The sequence below is a fragment of the Bradyrhizobium sp. 142 genome (assembly GCF_023074015.1).
Classification (GTDB): Bacteria; Pseudomonadota; Alphaproteobacteria; order Rhizobiales; family Xanthobacteraceae; genus Bradyrhizobium.
Window position 1 is genome coordinate 1 of the sequence record NZ_JADPKQ010000128.1, and the last position, 11,874, is coordinate 11,874.

General features: G+C 62.9%; 11 protein-coding genes and 1 pseudogene. 3 read left to right on the forward strand and 9 right to left on the reverse strand.

Annotation, left to right across the window (positions count from 1 at the left end; translation table 11 throughout):
- The coding region (locus IVA82_RS12875) for a transposase (protein WP_247493319.1) at positions 1 to 499 on the forward strand (499 nt) is incomplete at its 5' end.
- Positions 500 to 668: 169 nt separating this feature from the next.
- Here the strand turns inward: IVA82_RS12875 and IVA82_RS12880 are convergent.
- The 6 genes from IVA82_RS12880 to IVA82_RS12905 form a co-directional block, all read right to left on the reverse strand.
- Complete coding sequence (locus IVA82_RS12880) at positions 669 to 1,292, reverse strand: flavin reductase family protein (RefSeq protein ID WP_247386776.1); 624 nt, start codon at positions 1,290 to 1,292, stop codon at positions 669 to 671.
- A gap of 194 nt (positions 1,293 to 1,486) precedes the next feature.
- A complete protein-coding gene (locus IVA82_RS12885) occupies positions 1,487 to 2,086 on the reverse strand; it encodes a TetR/AcrR family transcriptional regulator (protein WP_247386775.1) in 600 nt (199 codons plus the stop codon).
- 31 nt (positions 2,087 to 2,117) lie between these two features.
- Complete coding sequence (locus tag IVA82_RS12890; protein ID WP_247386774.1) at positions 2,118 to 5,255, reverse strand: efflux RND transporter permease subunit; 3,138 nt, start codon at positions 5,253 to 5,255, stop codon at positions 2,118 to 2,120.
- Positions 5,256 to 5,436: 181 nt separating this feature from the next.
- Positions 5,437 to 6,543 carry an efflux RND transporter periplasmic adaptor subunit gene (locus IVA82_RS12895; RefSeq protein WP_247493320.1) on the reverse strand — a complete coding sequence of 369 codons (1,107 nt, stop codon included), beginning with the start codon at positions 6,541 to 6,543 and terminating at the stop codon, positions 5,437 to 5,439.
- A 55-nt stretch (positions 6,544 to 6,598) separates the two neighbouring features.
- On the reverse strand, positions 6,599 to 6,913 hold the full coding sequence (locus IVA82_RS12900) for a hypothetical protein (RefSeq protein ID WP_247386772.1): 315 nt from the start codon (positions 6,911 to 6,913) through the stop codon (positions 6,599 to 6,601).
- Between the two features lie 84 nt (positions 6,914 to 6,997).
- Positions 6,998 to 8,329: an MFS transporter gene (locus IVA82_RS12905; protein ID WP_247386771.1), complete on the reverse strand. Its 1,332-nt coding sequence runs from the start codon at positions 8,327 to 8,329 to the stop codon at positions 6,998 to 7,000.
- Positions 8,330 to 8,407: 78 nt separating this feature from the next.
- Here IVA82_RS12905 and IVA82_RS12910 point away from each other — a divergent pair, with 78 nt between their 5' ends.
- Positions 8,408 to 8,836 (forward strand): DUF2809 domain-containing protein, encoded by a 429-nt coding sequence (locus IVA82_RS12910; protein ID WP_247386780.1) that lies wholly within the window; start codon positions 8,408 to 8,410, stop codon positions 8,834 to 8,836.
- 84 nt (positions 8,837 to 8,920) lie between these two features.
- On the opposite strand, the gene IVA82_RS12915 is transcribed toward IVA82_RS12910, so the two are convergent.
- From IVA82_RS12915 to IVA82_RS12925, 3 genes and pseudogenes are all read right to left on the reverse strand, one after another.
- Positions 8,921 to 10,081, reverse strand: coding sequence for a crosslink repair DNA glycosylase YcaQ family protein (locus IVA82_RS12915; protein ID WP_247386770.1), 1,161 nt, complete (start codon positions 10,079 to 10,081; stop codon positions 8,921 to 8,923).
- Between the two features lie 119 nt (positions 10,082 to 10,200).
- Positions 10,201 to 10,434: pseudogene (locus IVA82_RS12920) on the reverse strand (hypothetical protein); the annotation flags it as partial.
- A 102-nt stretch (positions 10,435 to 10,536) separates the two neighbouring features.
- Positions 10,537 to 10,782 (reverse strand): hypothetical protein, encoded by a 246-nt coding sequence (locus tag IVA82_RS12925; protein WP_247386779.1) that lies wholly within the window; start codon positions 10,780 to 10,782, stop codon positions 10,537 to 10,539.
- Between the two features lie 434 nt (positions 10,783 to 11,216).
- On the opposite strand from IVA82_RS12925, the gene IVA82_RS12930 reads away from it, so the two are divergent.
- Complete coding sequence (locus IVA82_RS12930) at positions 11,217 to 11,855, forward strand: OmpA family protein (protein WP_247386769.1); 639 nt, start codon at positions 11,217 to 11,219, stop codon at positions 11,853 to 11,855.
- The last annotated feature ends 19 nt before the right edge of the window (positions 11,856 to 11,874 follow it).

Here is an 11,874-nt window from a genome sequence, read left to right on the forward strand (position 1 = left end):
CTGGGGCAAGCGACCGCCGGTCGCCGGTACGGCCGCGGACCTCGCCCGGACGCGGCGCCCGTCCGACTGGAAGCGCCTGTCGGCGGGAGCCGGAACCAAGGGACCGCGGCTGCACGACTGGTGTTATCTCGAATTGGCCGACCTCGAGGCCGAGCAGTTCAACAGCGCAAATGATGGTTTATGGACGCGCGGTCTACTGATCCGTCGTCGCATCGCCGATGATGACCTCGCCTTCTTCACCACCTGGTGCCCAGCGGGAACATCAATTGAAACGCTGGTCGCGGTCGAAGGCCATCGATGGGCGATCGAGGACAGCTTTGAAACCGCGAAAAACGAGTTCGGGCTCGATCACAACGAGAGCAGATCCTGGCATGGCTGGCACCGTCATGTGTCCTTGGTGATGCTCGCCTTCGCCATGATGGCGGCGATCCGACATCGCGCCAATCCGCCACCGCCCAAAAAAACGAAACCTCGCCCCCCGGCAAAAGCCAAAGCATAACCACGCCGCCACTGATCCGTTGGTCAATCCAGGAAATCCGCCGCATTGCCATCAGACTTGCTCGAAAGCGTATTCAACCCGCACGCATCATCGCATGGTCTTTCTGGCGCAGAGCTCATCAGGCTGCCGCTCAACGCGCTCACTTCAAATCAAAAAGACAACTGTAATGCTAGTCCGGCCGCACCATCTCGAACATGTTTTCCGGCTTGATCTCGAAATAGTCTCCCTGCCGTCCTGCGCGGACGATCGGGTGGGCGGCGGCGGTCTGGTAGACGCCGTCCTTGATCATGGCCTTGTCGATGTGGACGGCGACGACTTCGCCGAGCGTCAGCCAGGCGTCGGCTTGCTTGCCGTCGGCCCCCTTGAGGCGGACGACGTCGGAGACCTTGCACTCGAGCGCCACTGGGCTCTCGCCGACGCGCGGCACGTTGACGAGCTTGCCCGGCACGGCGGTAAGTCCCGCAACCTCGAACTCGTCGATCTCCGGGGCGACATGCGCCGCGGTCGCGTTCATCTGCTTGGCCAGATCCATGGTGGCGAGATTCCAGACGAACTCCCCGGTCTGCTGGATGTTCTCGACCGTGTCCTTCCAGTTGGTGGAGGAGAAGCCGATGATCGGGGGCACGTAGCAGAATGCGTTGAAGAAGCTATAGGGCGCGAGGTTGACGTGGCCCCTGGTGTCGCGCGACGAAATCCACCCGATCGGCCGCGGCGCGATGATGGCGTTGAAGGGATCGTGCTTGAGGCCGTGGCCCTTGGCGGGCTCGTAGAAGTGCAGGTCTTTGTCGGTCACGCGCTGTTTCCTCCTCGTCATTGCGAGCGCAGCGAAGCAATCCAGACTGCCTCCGCGGAAAGATTCTGGATTGCTTCGCTGCGCTCGCAATGACGGGGTTTGTTGATCCGTCCTTGCGTATCATCCCCGGGGCGGCCGCTGGACCGACGCCGGAATGACAGCAGATCTGTTTATACGAAAAATTCCGCCGCCCGTCAGTGACGCGGCGACAAACCCGCAATGACGAAATCGATCATCTGGTCGATGCTCGGGCCCGGCTTGGTGGCGCACTGGGCGATCATCTGGGGGTGGAAGAAGCGCATCATAGCGGTGCAGGCGCACATTGAGGCGAGCTCCAGGTCCGGAGCTTCGAATTCGCCGGAGGCGGCGCCTTGCGCGATCATCTGGCCGATCGCCGTGGTGATGAGCTCCATGTGGGCGACGCAGACGTCCCAGTCCTCCTGCATCGCGATCTCGACCATCTCATGCAGCTTGTTGTCGCCGACATAGCGCTCGGTGTTCATGCGATGGATGGTGGTCAGCAGCTCGCGGAAGCGCTCCAGCACCGGACCGGGCCTGGCCACGATCCGCTGCGCCTCCAGCTCGACCTCGCCCATCAGCGACCGGGCTACGGCCTGATGGATCGCCTTCTTCGATTCGAAAAAACGATAGACATTGGCGGGGCTCATCTTGAGCTCCTTGGCAATGTCCCCGACCGTCGTCTTCTGGTAGCCGATCTGGCGGAACAGCCGCTCAGCCACCTCGAGAATACGATCCCGGGTGTCGCCTTCGATATGCTCCGCAATCAGTGTCATTTGTCAGCACTCGTCAGTCAGCAGTCTTCATTTATTCAGCAGCTTCAGCAAGCGGAATTGCCGAATGGTCATCGCTCCCATGCTGCGGCGCGGGAGGCTGCGCCGCAGTACCGGCCTCATCCAGGCTCTTGCGGAACCACAGGGCATAGAGACCCGGCAGGTACAGCAGCGTGAGGAAGGTCGCAACAAACAAGCCGCCCATGATGGTGATCGCCATCGGGCCCCAGAACGCCGAGCGCGACAGCGGGATCATGGCGAGGATGGCGGCGAGCGCCGTCAGCACCACCGGACGGGCACGGCGGACGGTTGCCTCCACGATCGCCTCGCGCCGTGTCAGGCCGTGGGAGACGTCGGTCTCGATCTGGTCGACCAGAATGACCGCGTTGCGCATGATCATGCCGGCGAGCGCGATCAGGCCGAGCAACGCCACGAAGCCGAACGGGGCGTTGGCGACGTTAAGCCCCAAGGAGGCGCCGACGATGCCGAGCGGCGCGGTCAGGAACACCAGGATCAGGCGGGAGAAGCTCTGAAGCTGGAACATCAGAAGCGTCAGCATCACCATGACCATCAGCGGGAAGAGGATGAAGATCGAGGCATTGCCCTTGGCCGATTCCTCGAACGCACCGCCCGGCTCGATCCGATAGGCCGGCTCGAGATTGTCCTTGATCGCCTGGAGCTTCGGCGTGATCTGGTTGGTGACGTCGGGCGCCTGCACGCCGTCGACGACATCGGAGCGCACGGTGATCGCCATGTCGCGGTTGCGCCGCCACATGATCGGCTCCTCGTGGGAATATTCGATCTTGGCGATCTGCTGCAGCGGCACCGCGACGCCATTACGCGACGTGATGGTGAGATCGCCGACGCCGCCAAGGTCGAGGCGTTCGGACGAGACTGCGCGGGCAACCACGCCGACCTTCTCGATGCCGTCCCGCACCGTCGTGACTTGTGCGCCCGAGATCAGCATCGCTAGCGCCTGCGAAACCTCCTGCGGGGTCAGGCCCATGGCGCGGGCCCGGTCCTGATCGACGACAAGCTTGAGGTAGGGCGACTGTTCGTTCCAGTCGAGCTGAACATCCTTGACGCTCTTGTTCTGCCGCATGACGTCACGGACCTGGTAGGCGATCTCGCGCACCTTGTTGGCGTCGGGACCGATCACGCGGAACTGCACGGGGAAGCCGACCGGCGGACCGAAATTGAAGCGGTCGACGCGCACCCGCGCCTCCGTCAGCATGCCCTCGGCGACCGCGTTCTCGATCTTGGCCTTGACGCGCTCACGCGCCTCGACGCCCTTGGCGACGATGACGATCTCGGCGAAGGCCTCGTTCGGAAGCTGCGGGTTGAGGCCGAGCCAGAAGCGCGGCGAGCCCTGGCCGACGTAGGCGGTATAGGTGTCGATATCCTTGTCGTCCTTCAAAAGCGTCTCGGCCTTCTTCACCGCCTTTTCGGTGACGTTGAAAGCGGTGCCCTCGGGCAGACGGAGCTGGAGGAACAACTCGGGCCGCTCCGACAACGGGAAGAACTGCTGCTGGACCTGGCCGAAGCCGACGATCGAGGCGACGAAGACGCCGACGGTCGCGGCCACCACGGTGATGCGGTGGTTGACGCACCACTGCACGATGGCGCGCAGGCCGCGGTACATGCGGGTCTCGTAGACCGCATGCGGATCGTGATTTTGGTGCACCTTGATATTGGGCAACAGCATGACGCCGATATAGGGCGTGAAGATCACCGCCACGAACCAGGAGGCGACCAGCGCGATCGCCACGATCCAGAAGATGCTGCCGGCATATTCGCCGACCGCGGAATTGGCAAAGCCGATGGGGAGGAAGCCAGCGGCCGTGACCAGCGTTCCCGTGAGCATCGGAAACGCGGTTGATTCCCAGGCAAAGGACGCGGCCCGATAACGGTCCCAGCCCTGCTCCATCTTCACCACCATCATCTCGACCGCGATGATGGCATCGTCGACGAGCAGGCCGAGCGCGATGATCAGCGCGCCGAGCGTGATGCGGTGCAGGTCGAGCGACATCGTGTTCATGACGATGAAGACGATGCCGAGTACCAGCGGCACCGACAGCGCGACCACGATGCCGGTGCGCCAACCGAGCGCCAGGAACGACACGAACAGCACGATAACCAGCGCTTCCATGAAGGAATGCACGAACTCGCCGACGGCGTGCTCGACAACCTTGGGCTGGTCGGCAATGAGTCGGACGTCGACGCCCTGCGGCACAGCCTTCATGAATTCAGCGGTCGCCTTCTCGACCTCCTTGCCGAGATCGAGAATGTTGGCGCCTTTGGCAGTGACGACACCGATACCGATCGCGGCTTTGCCTTCCTGGCGCACGACGAAGCTCGGCGGGTCGACATAGCCGTGGGTGACCGTGGCGATATCGCCGAGCCTGAAGACGCGGCCGTTGCTCTCGACCGGCGTCTCGGCCACCGCCTTAGCGCCGTCGAGCGCACCGGTGACGCGCAGCGGCACGCGCTGCGACGAGGTCTCGACCGTGCCGGCCGGTGTCACATTATTCTGCTTGGCGAGCGAATCGAACAGCGCCTGCGGCGTGATGCCGAGGGTGGCGAGCTTGGCGTGCGAGAATTCAACGAAGATGCGCTCGTCCTGATTGCCGTAAACGTCGACCTTAGTCACGCCCGGCACCTTCAGGAGGCGCTGACGGAATCCCTCCGACACCTTCTTGAGCTGCGCGTAATCGGCGCCGTCGCCGGTCATCATGTAGAGGATGGAATCGACGTCGGAGAACTCGTCGTTGACGACGGGCCCCAGAATGCCGGAGGGCAGCTGGCCCTGCACGTCGACGAGCTTCTTGCGCAGCAGATAGAAGAGATACGGCACGTCCTTCGGCGGCGTGGAATCGCGGAAGGTGACCTGGAGCGCGGCAAAGGCGGGCTTCGAATAGGTCTGCACCTTCTCGAAGTAAGGCAGCTCCTGGAGCTTCTTCTCGATGGGATCGGCGACCTGGGTCTGCATCTCCTGCGCGGTCGCACCCGGCCAGATCACGGAGACGTTGACCACCTTCACCGTGAAGAACGGATCCTCGGCGCGGCCGAGCTTCTGATAGGAGAAGAAGCCGGCGGCACCGAGCACGATCATCAGAAACAGGACCAGCGTCGGATGGCTGACGGCCCAGGCCGAAAGATTGAAGCGCTTCATCGCACTCTCCGTAAGACGATCCAATCGCCAAAAAAACCACAGCCACTCTGTTCAAACCCGTCATCGCGAGGCAGCGAAGCAATCCAGGGGGCTGGGCAGATTCTGGATCGCTTCGCCGCTTCAGCCTTCGCATTTGCACGAGGGCCGAAACTCAGCTCGCAACGATGGGACTCTTAAAAACTTAGAAAGACAGTGACGACACGATCCGCACCTTCTGGCTCGGATCGAGCTTCTGCACGCCGAGGGCAACGATCTTAGCGCCCTCTTCTACACCGCTGGTGATGACGACATCGTTGCTCTCGTAGGACTTGACCACGACCGGCTTCAGCGTGACCGCGCCGTTGTCGTCGACGACGTAGAAGGAGGGCTTGCCGCCTTCGTTAAACAGTGCCGACAGCGGCAACCGCGCGACGCGCTCGGTGGCGGCGTCCGACAGCGTCAGCGTCGCGGTCATGCCGAGCGAAACCTTGTCGTCGGCCTCCGGAAGCGAGAATTTCGCGAGATAAGTGCGCGTGGCGGGGTCCGCGGTGGGCGCGATCTCGCGCAGCTTGGCTGTATACTTCTTGCCAGGCTCCGACCAAAGAGTGACGCTGGCGGCGCCCGACTTGGCACGTCCGACCAGCGTCTCAGGGATCGCGACGACCGCTTCCTTTTCGGCAAAGCGGGCGACACGGATCGAAGCCTGGCCCGCGGCGACCACCTGGCCGGGCTCGATCAGCGTTGCGGTGACGACGCCACGGGCGTCGGCGTTGAGCGTCGCGTAGGAAAGGGAATTCTTGGTCAGCTCGACTGCGCGCTCGGCGCGGTTCAGGCGCGCGCGGGCCTCGTCGGCGGCGGCGCGGCTCGAATCCATCTGGGCATCCGTGGTCCAGCCCTTGGCCTTCAGATCCTTGGCGCGCTGCTCGGCGGCGGCGGCTTGCGCCAGCACACCGGTCGCAGCCGTCAGCTCGGCCACGGACTGCTCGGCCTGGAGCTTGAGGTCGACCTCATCGAGGATCGCGAGCGGCTGGCCGATCTCGACGGTCTGGCCGACTTCGACGAGGCGCCTGGCGACCTTGCCGGCGACACGGAAGCCGAGGTCACTTTCGACCCGGGGACGGACGGTGCCGACAAAGCTGCGCTCTGGTGTTTCGGCATCATAATGGGCGGTCGCGACCAGAACCGGCCGCGGCGGGTCGGCCTTTTGGGCCGCGGTATCATTGCACCCAGCCAGTGCAGCGGCCATCAAAGCCAGCGACACCCTTGCCAAGAGCTTGGAATAGCTCGATAAAACTGACCGAACGAACATCGGAGGACACTCCCGCACTGCGTTGTGAGGAATGTCGACTAATCGCTGATGAAAGTCAATAATCGTCAGTCATCAGGAATCCGTGATCCCCATTGTCGCTCAGCCCGCGGTGCAGCCAATGACCGTCGAGACCCGCCTCATAGCAGGACAGGATACGAACCGGCTTGCCCTCCTGCGCGGCCTTCCCTCGAGCCCGCAAAAGCACGCCAGATAGCGCCGCCATGTCCCCGCCATCGATCCGGTAACGACGCATCTTCTCGGCGCCGGGCATCATTATCCCCAGCTGCCACTTCGCTTTGCTCAGTTCGAAAGCCAAGTAAATCGTGGCATACTCGCTTCCGGCGGGTGCGTCAGTGTGATCAGTACGCATCGTTGATCCTCCAGGGTGAGTTGGTGGTCACAAACTCAATTTACCCTGACCACCTGCCACCCCATAGGATCTACGTTGGAGAGATCACCGCCCCTGCCCGGCGAATTCATGCTTGCTCTCGTGGCCGCCGGCGAACACCAGGATGCCGGCGATCAGCGGCAGCACCGCGAGCACGAGCAGGCCGGTTGAGGTCTGGCCGGTGGCTTCCTTGACCCAGCCGATCAGGTATGGCCCGCCGAAGCCCGCGAGGTTGCCGATCGAGTTGATCAGCGCGATGGCGCCGGCCGCCGCCGTGCCGGAGAGCCAGGCGGTCGGCAAGGTCCAGAACACACCGAAGCAGCAGAACACGCCGATCGCGGCGACCGTCAGCACTACCATCGTCATGGCGGGATCGGTGAGGTAGCTGGAGACGCCGAGCGCGACGGCGGTGAGCAGCAGCGGCGCGCCGACATGCATCACGCGCTCGCGCGTGGCATCGGAATGCCGCGCCCACAGGATCATGGCGATGGTGCCGAACAGATAGGGGATCGCGGTGACGAAGCCGGTTTGGGCGTTGGTGAGACCGAACGCCTTGACGATCTGCGGCAGCCAGAACTGCATGCCATAGAGCGCACCGACGAAGCCGAAATAAACCAGGCTCAGCATGATCACCTTCGGCGACGACAGCGCTTCGCCGAGCGACAGGTGCTTCACCGCCTGCTTGGCGGCAATCTCGGAATCGAGCTTCGTCTTGAGCCAGGACTTCTGCTCGGCCGAGAGCCAGTCTGCCTTCTCAGGCCTGTCGGTGAGATAGAACCAGGTGACGATGCCGAGCAGCACCGAGGGAATGCCCTCGATGATGAACAGCCACTGCCAGCCCTTCAGGCCCATCGCACCGTCCAGCCCTAGCAACAGGCCCGAAACCGGCGCGCCGATCACCGTCGAGACCGGGACTGCGACCGCGAACGCGGCGAGGAAGCGGGCGCGATATTCAGCCGGGTACCAGTAGGTGAGATAAAGGATGATGCCGGGGAAGAAGCCGGCTTCGGCGACACCGAGCAGGAAGCGCAGGATGTAGAAGCTCCATTCGCCCGAGACCGTCGCCATCAGCGCCGAGATTGCGCCCCAGGTCACCATGATCCGCGCGATCCACCGGCTTGCACCGAACTTCTCCAGCGCCAGATTGCTCGGTACCTCGAAGATGAAATAGCCGATGAAGAAGATGCCGGCGCCCCAGGAGAAGATCAACGGCGTGAATTTCAGCTCTGCATTCATGGTCAGCGCGGCGAAGCCGAGATTGACGCGGTCGAGATAGGAGAAGAAGTAGGCCAGCACCAGGAACGGAATCAGGCGCAAGGAAATGGCGCGGATGGTCGAGGTCTCGATTGCGCTTTTGGCGACGCCGGCAGAATCGGCAAAGGTCGTGGTCTGGCTCATGGCTTCCCCCGGGTTGTTGCTTTTATGGGCTGATCCGGGGTTTTGAGCATCGCGGGCAAAGAGTCAATGGAGCAAGCAATGCACGGCGTGCAGTCGGATAAACCTGTTACGCCGCTGCGGATATCGGTGACCCGCGCTGCCCTGGCGTTGATCGTGATCGCCTGCGGGCTGGGCTTGCGATGGTACGGTTTTCCGCTCGGCCTTCCCGCCTTCGTCGTGAAGTATGGCGGCTCGCTGCCGTGGGCGACCATGGTTTTCCTGCTCGTCGGCGCTTTGCTGCCGCGGCTGACGCGAAACCAATTCACTGCTATCGCGGTGGCGATCGCGATCGTTGTCGAGTTCTCCCGCCTGGTGCATGCGCCCTGGCTCGACGCATTCCGGCTGACCACGGCCGGCGCGCTGCTGTTGGGGCGCATCTTCTCGCTGTGGAATTTGGTGGCCTACGCGATCGGGATTGTGTTTGGCGTCTGGATCGATCGGCTCGGCGCGCTGCGTAGGGTGGGTTAGCGAAGCGTAACCCACCACTGTTTGCATCCGCGGAAGCTGAAGTGGTGGATTACGCTTCGCTAATCCACCCTACGAAGATGCACATCAATCCGCCAACTGAAACCGCTCGAAGCGATCGAGCTCGTCTTCGATACGCCGCTTCAGGTCCTTGCGCCCCGCGGTCTTGTTGCCCTGCCCGACCCAGGTCCATTTCTGCATCAGCAGCTTCTTGTCCTGTCTGTCGGTCTTGAGGTCGAGCGCGGCGACGATCTCGTCGCCGACCAGCACCGGCAGCGCGAAATAGCCGAGCTTGCGTTTCGCCTTGGGGACATAGGCTTCGAACAAATGGTTGTAGCCAAAGATCAAATTGGTGCGCTTGCGCTGGATGATCAGGGGATCGAAGGGTGAGAGGATGTGGACGAGATCCGGCGGCACCTCGCCCGGCTCCAGCGCCGACGGCTCAGCCCAATGCTCCTGCTTACCGCCCCCGTCGATTGCGACCGGCACGAGCTCGCCGCGGCGGACGCGCGAGGCGATCAGGCCGGCGACCGCCTTCTTGCTCGGCGCGTCAAGATGGCAGACTGAATCGAGGCTCACCACGCCCTGCGACCGCAGCGCGCGGTCGAGCAGATAGGCCGTGATCTCCTTCGTCGATGCCGGCTTCGGCAGTTTGTCCCAGCCGAAATGCCGGATCATCAGCTCATAGGTCTTGAGCATGCCCTGTCGTTCGCTGACGGTCACGGCGCCGGTATAGAAGGCGAGCTGCAGCGCCCGCTTCGACGGCTTGCGGCTCTGCCACAGATGCTCCTTCTCGATGAGCACGTCGTCCTCGATGTCGCGGATCGTCAGCGGGCCGGTGCGCACCAGCCTCATCGCCTTGCGCATGTCAGCCGGCGTGACCGAGGCAAACCATTTGTGTCCCTCGCGGCGGTGCTCGCGCATCGCCGGCAGGAAGAAGCGGAAGTCGCTGGCCGGCACGTAGGACAGCGCATGAGTCCAATATTCGAACACGCTCTTGTCGACGCTCTGGGCGTGGCGCAGATCGGCGCGGCGATAGGACGGGATGCGGCTGAACAGGATGTGGTGGTGGCAGCGCTCGATCACGTTGATGGTGTCGATCTGCACATAGCCGAGATGGGCGACCGCATCGGCGACCGCCTGCGCGCCCTCCCCGAACGGCGCACGTACGTCCAGCCGCTGGGCATGCAGCCAGATCTGTCGGGCCTGTGTCGTCGAGAGCGGAAGGGGTTTCGGGGCGCGGGGCATTGCGGAATGCAATGTAGCGGGATTCGCGGCAAGAAAAGAAGGAGGCAAAGAAGCGGGCCCGGGAAAAGCCGCGCTGCCATCTGCTGACAGCGCAGCCGCTCGATGAGGACTATCACCATCATGGCCTTCTGCGCCTTCATGTAATGCATGCAGGCGCTCTTCATCTTGCCGTTGCTCATGTCGGTGTTGGCCATGGCCATTTCCTTGTTCATGGCCGTCTTGGCCGGCGTATCCGCCGTACCGCCCATCATGGCGGCACTTTTCATCATGTTATCTTTGGTGCAAGCCATCATGGCGGATGCAGGGGACACGGCGAACGCGACAAAGGCTGCGGCGGTAAGCAAGATCTTCATCGAAAAGTCTCCTCCGTAAAACGAAACCGGCGCGATGCCGGCCTTCGGCGAAGATGTTTCGTGGAGAAGACATTTTCTATGCTGCGGTGCGATGGAAACGGCTCAGCGGCCCTCCTTGCGCGCTTTGGACCGGTCCCCGATGCTGCCGGTCGCGACATCCGGCTCGCACGAAGCCTTGCCCGGCCCCTCCGCCTGGCAGCGATAGATGCTGCCGGTAAGGCGGTCGACCAGCCACACGTTCTCGTCGGTCGGACCCTCGAGCCCAACGTAGCGGCTCGTAACGCCCGTGATCAACGTTGACAGCAGGATCGCCACCGCAATCATCGCCGCGCCGATATAGATGGGCATGGAGGTCAGGGACACTGTCCGATCCGGCGGGCCATTGCGATAGAATTGGTAGTCGCTCGGCCTCGGCACTGGATGGACTCGGCTCCCTTTGCTTGTGATGCTCGAACGATGGATTCTGCTAGGCGCGCATCTGGCCCAAAGCTTGTTCGCAGACAGGCCACCGCGCGACGGCTTTGCGGCGATCAATGTCCAGGGATTGCTGCAAGCCAGGACGTAAACTGCGCAGTCAGCTTCGCCGTTCCCTCGACTCCGCGCGGGCGGGAGGCCTCACCGAACCGAACGGCCGACACGCGCTGGCCGCCTTCTGCCCGGCACTGAGATCAGGCCCGGAACTTCCTGCTTCCAACCGTGACCAAGATCACATCCGGGCTTTTGAACCTTCCCTATGCTCGCAGCATCAAATCGCCATCAGGCGTAACAGCGAGGATACGACAATGACCCGTTTTGATAGATTTTTTGGACTGAAGGCGATTATTCTCTCGGCAGTTCTGACGATGTCGGCGGGCCTGGCACTGGCCGGCGACAACGTCTCCACTAACCAGATCCTGGACGCGTTGAAGCCGAAGCCCGTGACCCGCGGCCTCTCCGCTGGTCCGCAGGCCGATCCGGCGGTGCAGGCCAAGGATTCGACCTTCCTGAATACCGTCCGCAACCGCTCGACCCGGTCGCTGTCGACGGGCGAGCGCGAGCAGATCGCCGAGCTCGCAGCGACCAAGCCGAAGATCGATCTGGAGATCCAGTTCGACTACAACTCGGCCGACATCGCCAAGACCTCGGTGCCTTCAGTGCAGGCGCTTGGCAAGGCGCTATCCGATCCATCGCTGAAGGGCTCGACCTTCGTGGTCGCCGGACATACCGATGCGATAGGCACCGAAGAGTACAATCAGGGACTCTCCGAGCGGCGCGCCGACACCATCAAGAAATACCTGGTCCAGAACTACGGTCTCGCCGGCACCGACCTCGTCACCGTCGGCTACGGCAAGACCAAGCTGAAGGACACCGCCAACGGCGCCGACCCGATCAACCGCCGCGTCCAAGTCGTGAACATGGACACCAAGACCGCGTCCAAGTGATTTGACGTAACCGGCGAAC

Excerpts from the sequence above, each read along its gene's own strand:
- IVA82_RS12885 (WP_247386775.1), bottom strand. The coding sequence starts at position 2,086 with ATGACACTGATTGCGGAGCATATCGAAGGCGACACCCGGGATCGTATT.
- IVA82_RS12890 (WP_247386774.1), bottom strand. The coding sequence starts at position 5,255 with ATGAAGCGCTTCAATCTTTCGGCCTGGGCCGTCAGCCATCCGACGCTG.
- IVA82_RS12895 (WP_247493320.1), bottom strand. The coding sequence starts at position 6,543 with ATGTTCGTTCGGTCAGTTTTATCGAGCTATTCCAAGCTCTTGGCAAGG.
- IVA82_RS12900 (WP_247386772.1), bottom strand. The coding sequence starts at position 6,913 with ATGCGTACTGATCACACTGACGCACCCGCCGGAAGCGAGTATGCCACG.
- IVA82_RS12905 (WP_247386771.1), bottom strand. The coding sequence starts at position 8,329 with ATGAGCCAGACCACGACCTTTGCCGATTCTGCCGGCGTCGCCAAAAGC.
- IVA82_RS12910 (WP_247386780.1), top strand. The coding sequence starts at position 8,408 with ATGCACGGCGTGCAGTCGGATAAACCTGTTACGCCGCTGCGGATATCG.
- IVA82_RS12915 (WP_247386770.1), bottom strand. The coding sequence starts at position 10,081 with ATGCCCCGCGCCCCGAAACCCCTTCCGCTCTCGACGACACAGGCCCGA.
- IVA82_RS12925 (WP_247386779.1), bottom strand. The coding sequence starts at position 10,782 with ATGCCCATCTATATCGGCGCGGCGATGATTGCGGTGGCGATCCTGCTG.
- IVA82_RS12930 (WP_247386769.1), top strand. The coding sequence starts at position 11,217 with ATGACCCGTTTTGATAGATTTTTTGGACTGAAGGCGATTATTCTCTCG.